Consider the following 16,554-nt stretch of genomic DNA (forward strand, 5'->3'; position numbering starts at 1 on the left):
ATGGCGCGGCACCTTCTCCTGACCGGCGCATCCGGCACGCTCGGCCGCATGCTCGCGCCGAGGCTGGTCAAACGCGGCTACCAAGTGCGTTTATCGGACATCAACCCATTTCCTGATCCAGTGCCTGAAGGCGCGACGTTTGTTCAGGCCGATCTGGCTGACGAAGGCGCGGTGCAGCGCCTTGTGGAAGGCACGGACGCGATCGTTCATCTCGGCGGCATCAGCGTGGAGAAGCCGTTTCGGCCGATCATCGAGGCCAATATTCTTGGCCTGACGCATGTCTTCGAAGCGGCTCGGGCGGAGAAGCAGCGGATCGTGTTCGCGAGTTCCAATCACACGATCGGCTTCTACGAGCGCGGTGAGACGCTCTCGACCAAGGATCTGGTGCAGCCGGATGGATATTACGGTTTGTCAAAGGCTTACGCGGAAATGCTCGGGCGGATGATGTTCGATAAGCACGGGCTGGAAAGCGTGCATATGCGCATCGGCTCCTGTTTGCCAAAGCCGACGGAGGCCCGCCATCTGTCGACCTGGCTGTCGCATGACGACCTCGAACGGCTGATTATTGCGGCTGTGGAAGCTGACAAAACCGGCCACGCCGTAGTCTGGGGCGTTTCGGCGAACTCGCGCTCCTGGTGGAAGGAGGATGACGCGGAACGCATTGGCTATCGGCCGCAGGACAATGCCGAGACTTTCGCGCCGTTGCCGGAAGAAGGCGATGCGATTACGCGGCGGTTTCAGGGCGGGTCGTTTACGGCGCAGGACTATACGCGCGACGATCGATGACCATTACGCTGATCGCCGGCGGTTACCGTGTCGTCGTGGATCCGGCGGGTGGCGGTGTTATTCTCTCGTTGGATTGGCAGGCAAAAACAGGTACTTGGAGCGCTTTGTTCGCCCCAGCGGATGGCAGTGTGCCGCCGTTTAAGGCGGGGTGTTTTACGATGCTGCCGTTTGCGAACCGGATCAAAAAAGGCCGGTTTGGGTTCGACGGGCGCGAGATCGTGTTATCAGTTAATCTTCCGGATGAAGGCATGGCGATCCATGGCTTTTCGCGGGAGCATCCGTGGCGGGTAGCGAGCCTGAATGATGCTAAGCTTTTTCTGGAGCAGAATTTTGCAAGTGTCGGGAATCTTTATCAATATGTGGCGCAGCAGGAGATCGGTCTGTCTGAACAAGGATTGCGGATTGGCTTGTCCATCCGCAATACGGGCGAGCACACTCTGCCCTTTGGAATGGGGTTACATCCGTGGTTCGTAAAGACGCCGCGGACGACGCTGAGCTTCGGATCTTCGGGCGCTTTCGAGCGCGATGAGGCCGGTTTGCCGCTGCCGAAGCGGGTTGAGACGCCGATTTTCCGGTCCGAAGCGCCGGAAAGTCTCGGCGAACTACCGTATTTTGACCGGTTTTTCCCGGAATGGAGCCCGTTTTTGGCCCGCATCTGCCGGCCCGAGGAAGGCTTGGCGATCACGCTCGAGGCCGACGGCGCGCTCCGGCATCTTCATGTTTTCGTGCCGGACAATCGGCCGGTGTTCTGCGCCGAACCGGTCAGCCATGCGCCAGATGTCGTGAACCGTCCTGAGTTGGGCGAATCGAACGCGATGGCCGTTCTTCAACCCGGGGATACATTGTCGGGCGCAATGACGGTGCGGGCGGAAAACTATCTACCTTCCTGATGACGAGTGGAGCGTCAGCTGGCGATCACGGTGTCCTCGTCCAAAAGCTCCTTGATGCGCTCGACGATCTGGTCGAGCACGAGGATCTGGCGCGAGCCGGCGGGGCGGGCGGCGTAGTAGGAAACGTCGATTGTCGGTAGGAAGGGCTTGGCGCAGAGTTTGACGTCGGCGGCGCGCATGGTGATGCGGTCGACGATAGCGACACCCATGCCGGCGGCGGCGAAGTGGCAGCAGTTGAGCATGGAAGTCTCGAGCGTATTCAGCGGTGCTTGCTCGGCTTGGGAAAAGGCGCGGTCGAGGCCGCGGCGCAGCGGCGAGTTGCGGCCGGCGGTAAGAACGCGGCAGTCGAGGAGGTCGGTCGGCGTGATGACGTCCTTCTCCGCCAGCGGATGATCCGGCGGCATGGCGGCGACGGCCGTTGAACTGTGCAGATGGACGGTCTGCAGATCGCCTTGGCGCGGTGGGCCGAAGACGAGGCCCAGATCGTAATGGCTCTGTTCCACCATGTCCCAGATGTGACGGCTGTTTTCCACATCGAGAACCAGCGGCAGGTCGAGACGCGGCCCGACGACCTCCATCATGGCCCGATGCAGGAAGGGCCGCACCAGCGAGGTGACGCTGGCCATGCGCAGAACGACATTCAAATGCTGGCGGATATCGTCGGCTGCACGCGCGACCTGATCGATGCCGATATAAAGCCGCTCCACCTCGGCCAGCAGCAATACTGCTTCAGGCGTCGGCAAGAGTCGTCCGCCTTGCCGGGTGAACAAGGTCATGCCGACTTCGCTTTCCAGATCGCGGATCAGGCGGCTCACGGCGGGCTGAGCGATGTTCATGGCCTCGGACGCCGCCGTGACGCCGCGCGTGAGCATAACATGGCGGAAGGCTTCCAGCTGACGCGGCTTCAGGCGCATGCGATGCCTCCATAACGTTTCGGCATGAGATCAGGCTATAATGCAATTTTCCATCATTGTGCGAAGGAAATATGCAGTTGCCCCAAATCTCCCCATCTGGGGATGAAGCTTTGGAGGAGCTTGTTCATGAAGTTTTTCGCAGCCGCCGCGCTCGCCGCATCCGTGGTTCTTTTCCCGTCGGCCGGCGCCTGGGCGCGTGACCTGACGGTTGGCCTTTCGGCGTCCACGACCTCGATGGACCCGCAGTTTTACGTCGTCGGCCCCAACAGCGCGATGGCGCGCAACATCTTCGACGGCCTCGTGAACCAGGACGCCCGCCAGCAGATCGAACCGGCGCTGGCGACAAGCTGGAACCGCGTCGACGACACGACCTGGGAATTCAAGCTGCGCCCGAACGTCAAGTTCCATGACGGCAGCGACTTCACCGCCGAGGACGTGGTCGCCAGCATCAAGCGCGTTCCGCTCGCCGCCAAGAACAGCCCGAGCGCCTTTACCCCTTACGTAAAGGCGATCGCGGATGTGCTCGCTGTCGATCCGATGACGGTGCGCATCACCACGAAGGGTCCGACCCCTCTGCTTCTGAACAATCTCAGCCGCATCGCGATCCTGCCGGCTGAATTCGGCGAAACGCCGACCGAGCAGATGAACCAGGGCAAGGGCGTGGTCGGCACCGGCCCGTTCAAGTTCGTGTCCTGGACGCCGGACTCGGTGATCACGCTCGAGCGCAACCCCGATTACTGGGGCGGCGCGACGGATTGGGACAAGGTGACGTTCCGCATCTTCAAGAACAACAGCGCCCGCGTTGCCGCAATCCTGTCGGGCGATGTCGACATGATCGAGAACATCCCGACCGCCGATACGAGCCGGCTGGAAGAATCCAACTCGGTCAAGGTCATTAAGGCCACCGGTAACCGCCTGATGTATCTTCATATGGATCAGGACCGCGAAACCTCGCCATTCGCCAAGGGCGAAGACGGCAAGAACCCGCTGCAGAAGGCGGAAGTACGCCGCGCGCTGTCCTTGTCGCTCAACAGTGACGCGATCGTCGAGCGCCTGATGGACGGCCAGGGCACGCCGACTGGCCAAGTCGTGCCGGAAGGCTATTTCGGCCATGACGAAGCGCTTGCCACCGATCCGTTCGACCCGAACAAGGCCAAGGACATGCTGGCGCAGGCTGGTTATCCCGATGGATTCGACCTGACTTTCCATGCGACCAACGATCGTTATCCCAACGATTCCAAGATCGCGCAGGCCGTTGGCCAGTTCTTCAGCCGCATTGGCGTAAAGACCAAGGTCGAGACCCTGCCGGGCAGCGTGTATTTCTCGCGCGCTTCGGCCCGCGAATTCAGCTTCATCATGGGCGGGGCCGCGGTGGAAACCGGCGAGGCATCGGGCGTGCTGGGACCGCTTCTGGAAACCTTCGGCGACAATGCCGGCCAGGGCAATCGCGGCCGTTATTCCAATGCCGAGTTTGACAAGACGTTGGAACAGGCCCGCACCACGCTGGACGACGGCGAGCGTGAGGCGCTGTTGAAGAAGGCGACCGGCATCGCGATGAGCGATCTCGGCATCATCCCGCTGTTCTTCCTGGACAACACCTGGGCCGCCAAGACCGACCTGTCCTTTGAAGGACGCTCGGACGGCTATACCCTGCCCTTCTACGTAAAGGCGGCGCAGTAAGCGGCGCGGTGAAGGACTTCGCGATGTCTTTCCACGGCGTCTTTCCGTATCTCGTTTCGCCGACGACACAAGGCGGTGACATCAACACCGCCGTTCTCGGAGACCTGGTTGAACACCTGGTCTCCCAGGGTGTGCATGGGCTGGCACCGCTCGGCAGCACCGGCGAGTTCGCCTACCTGTCGAACGCGCAGCGCATGGAAGTCGTGAAGACGACGATCGCCGCCAATCGCGGTCGCGTGCCGGTTGTGGCGGGCGTTGCGTCCACCACGATCCGGGATGCCGTGGCGCAAACCGAAGCCATGGTGGAAGCGGGTGCCGACGGCATTCTGGCGATTTTGGAAGCCTACTTCCCGGTCGGGGATGCCGGCGTGGAAGCCTATTTCAAGGCCATTGCCGGCGCGGCGCGCGGACGTCCGGTGGTGCTTTACACCAACCCGAACTTCCAACGCTCCGACCTGACGCTGCCGGTGATCGAGCGGCTCAGCCAGATCTCGAACATCAACTACATCAAGGATGCGTCCACCAATACCGGGCGGCTGCTTTCGATCATCGAGCGCACGCGCGGGCGCATGGAGGTGTTTTCGGCTTCCGCCCACATCCCCGCTTGCGTGCTGATGATCGGCGGCGTCGGCTGGATGGCGGGCCCGGCCTGCATCGTGCCGAAGCAAAGCATTGCGCTCTACGACGCAGCACAGGCCGGTGACTGGACCCGCGTGATGGAGCTGCAGCGGCCGTTGTGGCGGGTCAACGAAATCTTCGCGCGCTATTCGATCGCGGCCTGCATCAAGACCGCCTTGCAGCTGCAGGGCTTTGCCGTCGGCGATCCGATCGCGCCGCAGGTGCCGCTGGACGAAGCGGCACGCAACGAGGTCGCCGAAGTTCTGCGCTCCGTGGGTGCGCTGTAGGACCGCCCCAATACCGAAATGCCTTTGTCGACACCTGGGCGCCGCAGCTTGTGAGCGCGGCTCGAGCCCAGGGGACGACACGTTAATGCTCAGGTAAATGTTTATGACTTCCACCCAGATCATCATCGACTGCGATCCCGGCATCGACGACTCGATTGCGCTTCTGGCCGCTTTCGTGTCGCCGGAACTGGAGATCCTTGGGATCACGCCGGTATCGGGCAACCAGCCGCTTGAACGTACCGTGCGCAATGCTTTGCAGATCTGCGAGTTGGGCGGGCGAACCGACATCCCGGTTTATCCAGGCTCCCATCGCCCCCTGCTGCGCGATGTGATCCGCGGCCAGTTCCACGGCCAGTCGGGGTTGGGAAACACCAACCTGCCGGAGCCAAAAAAGCGCGCCGAGCAGAAGGGTGCGGTGGAGTTTCTGGTTGACCGGCTGGGCGAAGCCGCGCGGGCGGGCAAGCCGGTTACGCTGGGCTGCCTCGGTCCGCTGACCAACATTGCCATGGCGCTGCGGATCGATCCAAGCATCGCTGCCGGCATTGCCCGCATCGTGATGATGGGCGGCGCCTATCGCGAGCCGGGCAACCGCACCATGACCGCCGAGTTCAACATGCTGGCTGATCCGCATGCGGCGCATATCGTGTTCTCGTCCGACATTCCGATCGTGGCACTGGCGCTGGACGCCACGCATCAGGTGATCCTGACGCCGGAGCATGTCGAGCAGTTTGCCTCCGTAAGCGGTCGCATCGCCTCGACGGTTGCCGACCTGATGGCGTTCTGGGACCGCAACCAGGTTGAGCGCTATGGCTCGCGCGGCGGGCCGCTGCATGATCCGCTCGTCATCGCCTTTCTTCTTGCCCCTCACCTCTTCCAGACCAAGCGCGCCCGCGTGTTCATAGAGCAGGAAAGCGAGCTGTGCATGGGTCAGACGGTGGCCGACTGGTACAACAAGAGCGGCTTGGAGCCGAACGCGGAAATCGTTTGCCATGTAGACGCCGAGGGCGTGATCGCGCTCTTCCTCGACCTGTTTTCCCGCTACAGAAGCGAGCGCGCTGCATGAGCCGCATTTCCGTCATCATCGACACCGATCCCGGCGTGGACGATGCGGCGGCGATCATGCTTGCACTCGGATCGCCCGAGATCGACCTGCGCGGTGTGACCGTGGTGGCCGGCAATGTCGGGCTGCAAGCGAGCGTTGCCAATGCCTGCAGGATCGTGGCACTGGCCGGACGGCGTGACGTGCCCGTGCTGGTGGGTGCGGCCCTTCCTCTCGTAGGCAAGCAGGCTTTTGGCAAATATGCCCATATCGGCAACTTCCCCGACGACCTCATGCCGAACACCGATTATGAGCCGGCGACGCTTTCGGCCGTGCGCTTCATTGCCGAACAAGCACGCGCAGCCGCCGCTGACGGACGCGGCATCACGATCTGCGCCATCGGCCCGCTGACCAACATCGCGCTGGCGCTGCGGCTGCACCCGGATGTGGCCCGCGGCATCGAAAGCATCGTGATCATGGGCGGGGCGTTTACCGCGCTCGGGCACCGCACGCCGTTTGCCGAATACAACATCATGGCCGATCCGCATGCGGCCGAGATCGTGTGGGGTTCCGGCGTGCCGGTGGTTCTGTTGCCGCTGGACGTGACGCTGCAGGCGCTGTTTGTTGAACAGGATTTCGCCGCGATGGAAGCGCATGGCAGCCCCTGCGGCATAGCGCTGGCTGGCTTGCTGCGCCGGTTCGACCGCAGTGACCTCAAGCGTTACGGCCGGCCCGGCGGGCCGATCCATGATGCGATGACGGTTGCCTGGCTGTTGCAGCCCGAACTGTTTTCAGGCAGCCACTGCGCCATTGGCGTGACCCTTTATGGCCCCACCGCCGGCCAGACCTGGGCGGATCTTCACGGCAAAACCGAGCAGCGCCCCAATGCCTGCGTGATGACCCATGTCGACCAGGCCGGCTATCGCCGGCTGGTGGTGGAGCGCATCGCAAGGCTTGGTGCGACGCCGCGACCAACGACCCCGATAAGGGAGTTCCACGCATGAGCAGTTACCTCTTTAGCCGCGTCATACAGACGATCGTGACGCTGTTCGTCATGAGCCTTCTGGTGTTCGTGGGCCTCTATCTCGTTGGCAATCCCGTCGACGTGCTTCTGAGCTCATCGGCAACGCCTGCCGAGCGGCTTGAGGTTATCCAGGCCTTTGGTCTCGACCGCCCGGTGTGGGAACAGTATTTTGTGTTCCTGGGCAAGGCGCTGACCGGCGATCTCGGCAATTCCTTCGTGTTCAACCAGCCGGCGCTCGACCTGATCCTGCAACGGATGCCCGCAACGCTGGAACTCGCTTTCGTGGCGCTGGTGATGGCGCTGGTGCTGGGCATTCCGCTCGGCATCTATGCCGGTTTGAAGCCACACAGCCTCGTTTCCAAGTCGATCATGACCTTCTCGATCCTCGGCTTCAGCCTGCCGACCTTCTGGATCGGCCTGATCATGATCATGGTGTTCAGCGTACAGCTTGGCTGGTTGCCGGCTTCCGGGCGCGGACAAACGGTCGAGTTGTTGGGCGTGCCGGTGAGCTTCCTGACCTGGGACGGTTTGAGCCACCTGATCCTGCCGGCCTTCAATCTTGCGCTGTTCAAGATCTCGCTGGTGATCCGGCTCACCCGCGCCGGCGTGATGGAGGTGATGCAGCTCGACTTCGTGCGCTTTGCCCGTGCCAAGGGCATGCCGGAAAGCCGCATCCTGCGGGTGCATGTGCTGAAGAACACGCTGATTCCGCTGATCACGGTGATCGGCCTCGAACTCGGCTCGCTGATCGCCTTTGCGGTGGTGACCGAAACGATCTTCGCCTGGCCGGGCATGGGCAAACTGATCATCGATTCCATCGCCGTGCTCGATCGTCCCGTCGTGCTCGCTTACCTCATGATCACCGTCATCATGTTCAGCGTCATCAACCTCGTGGTCGACATTCTCTACTCCGTCGTCGATCCGCGCGTCCGTTTGGAAGGAGGTTCGCGATGAGCAACCCTCACGAACTCTCGACCTCGGTTCACGCTGGGACTGAAACCATCGCCGCTAAGCCCGCCATGTCGCCCTTGAAGCGCACCTTCATCGCGCTCTTGCACAATCGTCTGGCGCTGACCGGCCTGATCATCACCGGCATCCTGCTGCTGGCGGCGATCCTCGCTCCAGTGCTGGCGCCGCAGGATCCGTATGACCTGGCGCAGCTCGATATCATGGATGGACGGCTGGCGCCGGGCGGCGAAAGCATGTCCGGCCTAACCTATTGGTTGGGCACCGATACGCAGGGTCGCGATCTCGTCAGCGCGATCATGTATGGGTTGCGGACCTCGATCCTCGTTGGTCTCGTCAGCGCGGCGGTAGCGCTGGTGATCGGCACGAGCATCGGCCTGTTCAGCGCTTATGCGGGCGGGCGGACGGATGCGGTGCTGATGCGCATCGTCGATATTCAGCTGAGCTTCCCATCGATCCTGATCGCGTTGATCTTTCTGGCGATCCTCGGACAGGGCGTCGACAAGATCATCATCGCCCTGGTGGTAACGCAGTGGGCTTATTACGCCCGCACGGTGCGCGGTTCGGCGCTGGTGGAAAGCAAGCGCGCTTATATCGAAGCGGCGCGCTCGATGGCATTGCCCGACCGAAGCATCATCTTCCGCCACATGCTGCCGAACTGTTTGCCGCCGCTGATCGTGGTGGCAACCATGCGCGTCGCTTACGCGATCATGCTGGAAGCGACGCTCTCCTTCCTCGGCATTGGCTTGCCGGTGACGGAACCCTCGCTCGGTTTGCTGATCTCCAATGGCTTCGAATATATCCTGTCGGGCGATTACTGGATCAGCTTCTTTCCGGGCATCACGCTGCTTCTTCTTATCGTGGGCATCAACCTGATCGGTGATGCGCTGCGCGACATCCTCAATCCGCGCCGGGAGGGCTGACCCATGACCAGACCGATCCTTTCGATTGACGACCTCAACACCGCCTTCAAGGTGGGCGGTGAATGGCGCAACGTGATCCGCGATGTCACCTTCGACATCGCGGAGCGTGAAACGGTGGCAGTTGTCGGTGAATCCGGCTCCGGCAAGAGCGTGACCGCCATGTCGATCATGCGGCTGCTCGGGCCGAACGCGCGTTCCACAGGGCGCATCGAGTTCGAGGGCCAGGACCTGCTGTCGCTGCCGATGGACTTGATGCAGCACATTCGCGGCAACCGCATCGGCATGATATTCCAGGAGCCGATGACTTCGCTCAACCCGGTGCTGAAGATCGGCGACCAGATCACCGAAGTGCTGATGCAGCATCGCGGCATGGATCAGGGCAAGGCCCGGGCCGAAGCCGTGCGTCTGCTCGACAAGGTTCGCATTCCTTCCGCCCAGGCGCGGCTCAACGAATATCCGATGAGCTTTTCCGGTGGTATGCGGCAGCGCGTGGTGATCGCGATTGCGCTGGCCTGCGAGCCGAAGCTGCTGATCGCCGACGAGCCGACGACCGCGCTCGACGTCACCATCCAGGCGCAGATCCTGGAGCTGATCAAGACGCTGCAACAGGAAGAGGGCATGTCGGTTCTCTTCATCACCCATGACATGGGCGTGGTGGCAGAGATCTCCGACCGCACGGTGGTGATGTATCGCGGCGACATCGTGGAAGCCGACACGACTGAGCGCATCTTCCGCGACGCCGCGCATCCCTATACGCGCGCCTTGCTTTCAGCCGTGCCGCAGCTCGGCTCCATGGCCGGCGAGCCGCGCCCGCTGCGATTCCCGATCGTGGACATGCGCACCGGCGAAGCACAGCCTGTGAAGCCAACCGCCGACACAGTGCGCACCGACGAAGCACCGATCCTCAAAGTCGACCATCTCGTGACGCGCTTCCCCGTCCGCAAGGGCATTCTGCAGCGCACGGTGGGCAACATCCACGCGGTGGAAGACGTGTCCTTCGAACTGCGCAAGGGTGAAACCCTGTCGCTTGTCGGCGAATCCGGTTGCGGCAAATCGACGACGGGTCGTTCGATCATTCGTTTGACGGATCTGACCTCCGGTTCGGTGACGATCAGCGGCCGCGACGTGGCGAGTGCGTCGAAGACGGAACTGGCGAGCATCCGCCGCGATGCGCAGATGATCTTCCAGGACCCGTTCGAAAGTCTCAATCCGCGCATGCGGGTGGGCGACGCCATTGCCGAGCCGATGGTCACGCATGGGCTGGTAAACCGCGCCGATGCAAGGCAGCGTGTCGGCAAGCTGCTTGAACAGGTCGGCTTGTCGCCGGCGATGGCCGACCGTTTCCCGCACGAATTTTCCGGCGGACAGCGCCAGCGCGTGTGTATCGCGCGTGCGCTCGCGCTCGATCCGAAGCTGATCGTGGCGGACGAATCCGTGTCGGCGCTGGACGTGTCGATCAAGGCGCAGGTGATCAACCTGATGCTCGATCTGCAGGAGCAGCTTGGGCTGGGCTATCTCTTCATCAGCCATGACATGGCGGTGGTGGAGCGCATCAGCCATCGCGTGGCGGTCATGTATCTCGGCGAGATCGTCGAGATCGGTCCGCGCCAGGCGGTGTTCGAAAACCCGCAGCACCCCTACACACGCAAGCTGATGTCGGCAGTGCCGATCGCCGATCCGACGCGCCGGCGGGTGCGCAACATCTCGAATGACGAGATCCGCAGTCCCTACCATGATGCCGGCTACACCCCTGCTCCGCTCCACTATCAGGAAGTCAGCGCGGGTCACTTCGTGCAGATGCAGGCGGTCGAGAAGGCTGCTTAGGTCCAGACATACCGGAAGGTCGCGGGCGCATGACGCCCGCGGCCTCCTGACTTCCTCAGTCAGCCGGTGCTTCCGCTGCCATCATGCGCAGATCCTCGGCGCCGCGCATGGCGTGTTCGGCGATGTCGTCGAACAGATGCGCCAGTTCGGCAAAGACAGGACGATCGGAATCCTGCCAACTGATCTCTTCCAGCTCCGCCAGCAGGTCCATCAGGGCCGCAATCGCGTCGCGGTGCTGGCGTGACGACAGAAGATGCCGGCGCGTCTCACGCTGTTTTTCCATTGCTGCAAAACGGTGCAGCGCATCGTTGACGCGCTCGCGACAACCGCAATCCAGCGCCACCGTGCCGATGATCCCCTCGATGCGATGCACGAAGTCTTCGGCATTCTGGCGTGGCGTAAGCACCTGATGGAAGTTCATGCCGCCACCCAGTTCATGCCGGGCTGCCCATGGAGGAAACCGTTGGCGTAAGGCGCGGCTGAGTAAAGGTTGCGCAGCGCTGCGATCGCTTCCTGCGCGGACAGGGCGCCGTCTCGGACTTCGGCATATAGCCGTGCCACCGCAACCATGTCGCAATCCTGCGGTGAGAGGCGCAGATGCGTGACACCAAGTCTGGCGAGCCCACCTAAATCGTTGAGCAGCACTTGGCAGTGCCGCGACATGGTCTGCACGCCGTTGACGGTCAGAAAGGACTGACCATCCAGCGTGTCGACATCAAGCCCATCCGGTTCCTCACCGCAGACGAATTTGCAGTTGTCCTTCGTGTTGCCCTTAGCGCGGGCATGGGCGCATCGCGCCGATATGGCGAGCGGCAGACGGCCGAACGCGATGACCTCGAACTCGACGCCCGGCGCACCGGCTATGATCGACCCTATGGATATCGCAGACAGTTCGGGGCCGATGCAGATGCGCGTCGCACCTTTGCGTGCAAGGAGCGCGGCGGTAGCGCCATTATAGACGTTGACGAAGGGACCGATGCGGTGCGGCTTGCCAGCGAGCAGGCGAAGCGCCGAAAGATCGTTGGCTTCCACCATGGCCTGCCCTGCCGCCAGCCGGCGTGTCGCGATGGCTTCACGTTCGAGCGTGACGAGAGCCAGCGAGGCGACGGCCACATCCTTGCCGGCATCGGTCAGCCGCCTCACCACCTCATCGAGATATGGCTTGATGAAGTGGTCGCGCTTGGAGCAGACAACTTCGCCGAGCGTCACCGCATCGACATCCTCGCTGTCTGCCACCCGATAATAAAAGTCGCGCCATTTTTCCCCGGCCCAAAGGTAGGGCACCGGCCCCATGGTGATCTTGAGTGCTGCTTCATCGGTCATGTCAGCGCCACTTCTTTTCATAGGCTCCGGACGTGGTCTGCTGCCCCTCGCTAAGCTTGCGCAACTGCGCGACATGGGCTGGGCGCGCTTGCGGCGAGGCAGACAGAGCGCGGCGCAGGCTCGAGACGACTTCGGCCACATAGGCCTTGCCGCGCTGTCGACCCTCGATCTTCAGCGCCTTGACGCCAGCCGCCCGCAAGGCATCGAGGTGATCCATGACGTCCAGGCTGACCGGATCTTCGAACGCATAGGCGTCGCTGTCGGCGATGTGGAAACGCCCCTTGCAGAGCGTCGGATAGCCGGCAGGCTCGTTCTTGCCAAAGCGATTGATGGTGAAGCCGCCAAGCTCCGACACCATGTCGCCCCCATCTTCGCGGTAGCGTACATGACTGGCCGGCGAGCACACGCCCTGCATGTTGGGTGACTTGCCGGTGACATAGGACGACAGAGAGCACCGGCCTTCGGCCATGACGCAAAGGCCGCCAAAAGCGAAGACTTCGAGTTCGCAGCTGACCTTTCGTGCAAGTGCTGCGATCTCAGCCACGGTGAGCACGCGCGGCAGCACCAGCCGTTTGGCGCCGAAGCTTTCCACCAGGAAGTTGACGGCAACGGCGTTGGAAGCGGATGCCTGAACCGAAACATGCAGCCGCTGGTCGGGATGCTTGGTGGCGACGTAATCCATCAAGGCCATGTCAGCGAGGATCAGGGCAGTGGCACCGGCCGCCGCCGCATCGTCGGCCGCGCGATACCAGATGTCCTCGGCACCGGCGCGCATGAAGGTGTTGAGCGCGACATAGGTGTCGACGCCGCGCGACCGGCCAAAGGCGATCGCCGCTTTCATCTCGTCGCGCGTAAAGTTCAGGCCGGGGAAATTGCGCGCGTTGGTTTCGTCGCGAAAGCCGCAATAGATGGCGTCGGCGCCGGCTTGAACCGCCTCGCGGTAGGCCGCGGGCGTGCCGGCAGGACAGATCAGTTCCATGTCAGGCCAACCCTTCCAATGCGCGACTGCGCACGCGGTTAGCCAGTTCCTGGAACGGCACGGCAAAGGGTCCGGCCAGACCCGCGAGGTCCTTCGGCAGGTCGAAGCCGCAATCGTCCAGCGCGTTGCGCAGGGCGAGCATCGCTTCCATGTCGCCGGTTACGCTGAGGCTGCGCGAGAAGAACATGGCATCGCCGTCGATCCGGCCTTCCAGCAGGGCCAGCAGCATGACGAGCGGGCCGGTGACGGCTGCATCGGTGTCTGGCGCCTGCCGCTTTCGGTATACGGAGATCGATGGCGTTGCCGGGTGGATCTCAAAGGCAAGATCCAGACCCGTCGGGCTGAAGCCGAACCGTTTCTCCGCATAAGAACCCAGCCGGTCGAACAAATTAGGATGCTGGCGCAGGGCGCGCCGGAACACGGCGTCGACGATCTTCTGCACGATCGGCAGGGGCGTTGTGTTCACGGCGAAAACGAGAGGGCGTGGAATATCCATCGGGCGCTTCTGATTGAGTAAGTCCTCGCCTGTCCTATCGAGCTTCATTCATGCTGCCTTTGATCAAGCGCAAGGAAGAAGCCATTTCCTTGCGATAACCGTCCGCGCCATGTCATGCCCTCTCTTGCCCGTTCCTCGTCATCCGATCGCTAGGGATCTGCGCGGTTTCCTTCATATCCTGGAAGATCGCGGCCTTCTCAGGCGGATCACGGCCCCGATCAGCGTCCAGCACGAACTCACCGAAATCCATCGCCGGGTGCTGCATGCGGGCGGACCGGCGCTGCTTGTCGAAAAGCCGGTGCTGGCAGATGGCCGTGCCGCTTCGATGCCGGTGGTCGTGAACCTGTTCGGCACGGTCGAGCGCGTGGCGCTTGGAATGGGGTTGGATGAAGCCGATTTGCCGCGTCTTGGCGAAGCCATGGCCGATCTTCGCGCACCGCGCCCGCCACGAAGTCTGGCCGCAGCCTGGGCACAGCGGGATCTTCTGAAGATCGCCTTATCGATGCGCACGAGAACCGTGCGGCACCCCTCGTGCCAGGAGCAGGTTTTTACCGGCAATGCGGTGGATTTCGGATCGCTGCCGATCCAATGGTGCTGGCCGGGCGAGCCGGCGCCGCTGATCACATGGCCATTGGTGATCACCCGATCGCCGGACGATCCGCATGACATCAATGTCGGCATTTATCGGATGCAGGTGTTGAACAGGAACCAGGCGATCATGCGCTGGCTGCCGGCGCGCGGCGGTGCGCGCCATCATCGCGCCTGGCAGAAGCTTGGACGCGACATGCCGGTCGCGATCGCGATCGGTGCTGATCCGGCAACGATCCTGGCGGCCGTGATGCCGCTGCCCGAAGGCATGAGCGAGCTTTCCTTCTCCGGTGTGCTGCGGCGCAAGGCCGGGCGCATCGGGCGCGGCGTCAGCGTCGACCTGCCCGTTCCGGCCGACGCTGAGATGGTCATCGAGGGAAGCGTCTCAATCGCCGAGACCGCTCCGGAGGGTCCTTACGGCGACCATACCGGCTACTTCAATTCGGTGGAGCCGTTTCCGGTGATGACCGCCTCCGCCATCACGATGCGCCGCGATCCGCTCTACCTTTCGACCTATACGGGGCGGCCGCCGGACGAGCCCTCGCGGCTGGGCGAAGCCATGACGCCGCTGTTCGCGCCTTTGGCCAAGCGCCAGTTTCCCGAAATCACCGATCTCTGGCTGCCGCCGGAAGCCTGCTCCTATCGCGCCATGGTTGTTGCGATCGATAAGCGCTATCCCGGGCAGGCGCGGCGGGTGATGATGGGCCTGTGGTCCATGCTGCCGCAATTCAGCATGACAAAGCTGATCATCGTCGTCGATCCCGACATCAATGTGCGTAGCTGGGACGATGTGATGTGGGCACTCTCGACCCGCTTCGATGCGCCGCGCGATCTGATCGTCATCCCCGACACGCCGATCGACTATCTCGACTTCGCCTCGCCACAGCAGGGCCTCGGCGGCAAGCTCGGTCTGGATGCCACCACCAAGATTGCACCCGAAACCACCCGCGAATGGGGAACGCCGCTGTCGATGAGCGATGCGGTGATCGCGCGAGTGGACGCGCTTTGGCCGGAGCTTGGACTGACGCGGTAGACGTTCAGGCGCCGATCGTGTGGCTGAGAAAAGGCGCGATTGCCTTCTGATCTACCGCGATGCCGAGCCCCGGCATGGTGTTGACCTGCAGCGTTCCATCTCGGCCGATCGCCTGTTCCGGTGGGTTCTCAAGCACCTGCACATAGGTGTTGGCGTCGCTGAAATAGGGATAGACTTCCAGGTTCATGGCGTTGGGAATGGCGGCGCAGAGCGAGAGGGATGCGGCCGAGCAGAGTGAGCTGGCGCAGTTGTGCGGGGAAACGCGGGCATTGTAGGTTTCCGCCAAGCCGGCGATCTGGACGGCTTCGAGCATGCCGCCGCAGTTGGCGATGTCGGGCATGACGATCGACACCGCACCCGTATCGAGCACGTTGCGGAAGCCGGCGCGACCGTAAACGCGTTCGCCCACCGCAATAGGGATTGCGTGGCGGCTGGCGACCCTGGACAGGCCGGCGAGATTGAAGGGGTCGAGCGGCTCTTCGATCCAGGTGATGTCGAGGTCGCGGCAGGTATCTAGGAACCGGATGAGCTGGTCGTCGGCCACACCGCCGGACAGATCAAGCATCAGCTCGATGTCGGGGCCGACTTCCGCGCGCAGCGCCTTGACGCGATCGACCGCGCGCTTGAAGCGGCCATCATCGACGGCGCGCGCGGACACATGGCGGAAGGTGCCGTCCGGCAGTTCGTGGGCGAAGGGATAGGATTTCAGACTGCGAAAGCCGTCCGCCAGCGGGCGGGCGGCGGCTTTTGCCCAATTCACCACGTCGTCATGCTCGTGGTTCCAGCCATTGGCGTAAAGCTTGATCTGGCTGCGCATCGCACCGCCGAGCAGCTCATGCACCGGCATGTTGGCCGCCTTGCCCTTGATGTCCCAAAGCGCGAGTTCGATGGCGCTCAGCGCCGCGAAGGTGACGGCGCCGCCGCCTTTGGCCCAGAAGGATTGATCGTAAAGATCCTGCCAGATCATGCGGATTTCGGACGCGTTGCGGCCGATGATCTGAGCCGCCATGTCTTGGAGCATGCCAGCAACGGCGGGCGCGCCATAGCCATAGGCGACGCCCGCTTCCCCGAAGCCGCTGACGCCGTCATCGGTCTCGATCTCGAACAGCACCGGCCGCAAACCGCCGCCTTCGATGCGATAGATGCGGATGGTGCTGATCTTCATGGAACGGTCCTTCGGCGGT

The 16,554-nt window shown here is 62.7% G+C and carries 16 protein-coding genes; 10 read left to right on the top strand and 6 right to left on the bottom strand.

Annotation, left to right across the window (positions count from 1 at the left end; translation table 11 throughout):
* Window positions 1-786, top strand: a complete 786-nt coding sequence (locus IE166_RS18075; RefSeq protein WP_189506702.1) for an NAD-dependent epimerase/dehydratase family protein — start codon at window positions 1-3, stop codon at window positions 784-786.
* Window positions 783-1,676 (top strand): aldose 1-epimerase, encoded by an 894-nt coding sequence (locus IE166_RS18080; RefSeq protein ID WP_189506704.1) that lies wholly within the window; start codon window positions 783-785, stop codon window positions 1,674-1,676. The genes IE166_RS18075 and IE166_RS18080 overlap by 4 nt, the downstream gene beginning before the upstream one ends.
* A gap of 14 nt (window positions 1,677-1,690) precedes the next feature.
* Here the strand turns inward: IE166_RS18080 and IE166_RS18085 are convergent, their stop codons facing one another.
* On the bottom strand, window positions 1,691-2,590 hold the full coding sequence (locus IE166_RS18085) for a LysR family transcriptional regulator (protein WP_189506706.1): 900 nt from the start codon (window positions 2,588-2,590) through the stop codon (window positions 1,691-1,693).
* A 126-nt stretch (window positions 2,591-2,716) separates the two neighbouring features.
* Here IE166_RS18085 and IE166_RS18090 point away from each other — a divergent pair, with 126 nt between their 5' ends.
* The 7 genes from IE166_RS18090 to IE166_RS18120 all read left to right on the top strand — a co-directional run bounded on the left by IE166_RS18090 (window position 2,717) and on the right by IE166_RS18120 (window position 10,951).
* A complete protein-coding gene (locus tag IE166_RS18090; protein WP_189506708.1) occupies window positions 2,717-4,270 on the top strand; it encodes an ABC transporter substrate-binding protein in 1,554 nt (517 codons plus the stop codon).
* A 23-nt stretch (window positions 4,271-4,293) separates the two neighbouring features.
* Window positions 4,294-5,175 carry a dihydrodipicolinate synthase family protein gene (locus tag IE166_RS18095; protein WP_189506710.1) on the top strand — a complete coding sequence of 294 codons (882 nt, stop codon included), beginning with the start codon at window positions 4,294-4,296 and terminating at the stop codon, window positions 5,173-5,175.
* Window positions 5,176-5,278: 103 nt separating this feature from the next.
* Complete coding sequence (locus tag IE166_RS18100; protein WP_189506712.1) at window positions 5,279-6,238, top strand: nucleoside hydrolase; 960 nt, start codon at window positions 5,279-5,281, stop codon at window positions 6,236-6,238.
* Window positions 6,235-7,218: a nucleoside hydrolase gene (locus tag IE166_RS18105; protein ID WP_189506714.1), complete on the top strand. Its 984-nt coding sequence runs from the start codon at window positions 6,235-6,237 to the stop codon at window positions 7,216-7,218. Before IE166_RS18100 ends, IE166_RS18105 begins: the two co-directional genes overlap by 4 nt.
* A complete protein-coding gene (locus IE166_RS18110; protein WP_189506716.1) occupies window positions 7,215-8,192 on the top strand; it encodes an ABC transporter permease in 978 nt (325 codons plus the stop codon). Before IE166_RS18105 ends, IE166_RS18110 begins: the two co-directional genes overlap by 4 nt.
* Window positions 8,189-9,127: an ABC transporter permease gene (locus IE166_RS18115; RefSeq protein WP_189506718.1), complete on the top strand. Its 939-nt coding sequence runs from the start codon at window positions 8,189-8,191 to the stop codon at window positions 9,125-9,127. The genes IE166_RS18110 and IE166_RS18115 overlap by 4 nt, the downstream gene beginning before the upstream one ends.
* Before the next feature lie 3 nt (window positions 9,128-9,130).
* A complete protein-coding gene (locus IE166_RS18120; protein WP_189506720.1) occupies window positions 9,131-10,951 on the top strand; it encodes an ABC transporter ATP-binding protein in 1,821 nt (606 codons plus the stop codon).
* 55 nt (window positions 10,952-11,006) lie between these two features.
* Here IE166_RS18120 and IE166_RS18125 read toward each other — a convergent pair whose 3' ends face one another.
* Genes IE166_RS18125 through ubiT form a run of 4 tightly spaced genes read right to left on the bottom strand, consistent with a single transcriptional unit; the run spans window position 11,007 to window position 13,749 of the window.
* Window positions 11,007-11,372 carry a hypothetical protein gene (locus IE166_RS18125; protein ID WP_189506722.1) on the bottom strand — a complete coding sequence of 122 codons (366 nt, stop codon included), beginning with the start codon at window positions 11,370-11,372 and terminating at the stop codon, window positions 11,007-11,009.
* Window positions 11,369-12,274, bottom strand: a complete 906-nt coding sequence (ubiV, locus tag IE166_RS18130; RefSeq protein ID WP_189506724.1) for a ubiquinone anaerobic biosynthesis protein UbiV — start codon at window positions 12,272-12,274, stop codon at window positions 11,369-11,371. The genes IE166_RS18125 and ubiV overlap by 4 nt, the downstream gene beginning before the upstream one ends.
* A gap of 1 nt (window position 12,275) precedes the next feature.
* Window positions 12,276-13,253: a ubiquinone anaerobic biosynthesis protein UbiU gene (ubiU, locus tag IE166_RS18135; RefSeq protein ID WP_189506726.1), complete on the bottom strand. Its 978-nt coding sequence runs from the start codon at window positions 13,251-13,253 to the stop codon at window positions 12,276-12,278.
* 1 nt (window position 13,254) lies between these two features.
* Complete coding sequence (ubiT, locus tag IE166_RS18140) at window positions 13,255-13,749, bottom strand: ubiquinone anaerobic biosynthesis accessory factor UbiT (RefSeq protein WP_189506729.1); 495 nt, start codon at window positions 13,747-13,749, stop codon at window positions 13,255-13,257.
* A gap of 109 nt (window positions 13,750-13,858) precedes the next feature.
* Here ubiT and IE166_RS18145 point away from each other — a divergent pair, with 109 nt between their 5' ends.
* On the top strand, window positions 13,859-15,370 hold the full coding sequence (locus IE166_RS18145) for a UbiD family decarboxylase (protein WP_189506731.1): 1,512 nt from the start codon (window positions 13,859-13,861) through the stop codon (window positions 15,368-15,370).
* Window positions 15,371-15,374: 4 nt separating this feature from the next.
* Here IE166_RS18145 and IE166_RS18150 read toward each other — a convergent pair whose 3' ends face one another.
* Window positions 15,375-16,535, bottom strand: coding sequence for a mandelate racemase/muconate lactonizing enzyme family protein (locus IE166_RS18150; RefSeq protein ID WP_189506733.1), 1,161 nt, complete (start codon window positions 16,533-16,535; stop codon window positions 15,375-15,377).
* Window positions 16,536-16,554: the final 19 nt, after the last annotated feature.

Source organism: Tianweitania populi (genome assembly GCF_014652875.1).
GTDB lineage: Bacteria > Pseudomonadota > Alphaproteobacteria > Rhizobiales > Rhizobiaceae > Tianweitania > Tianweitania populi.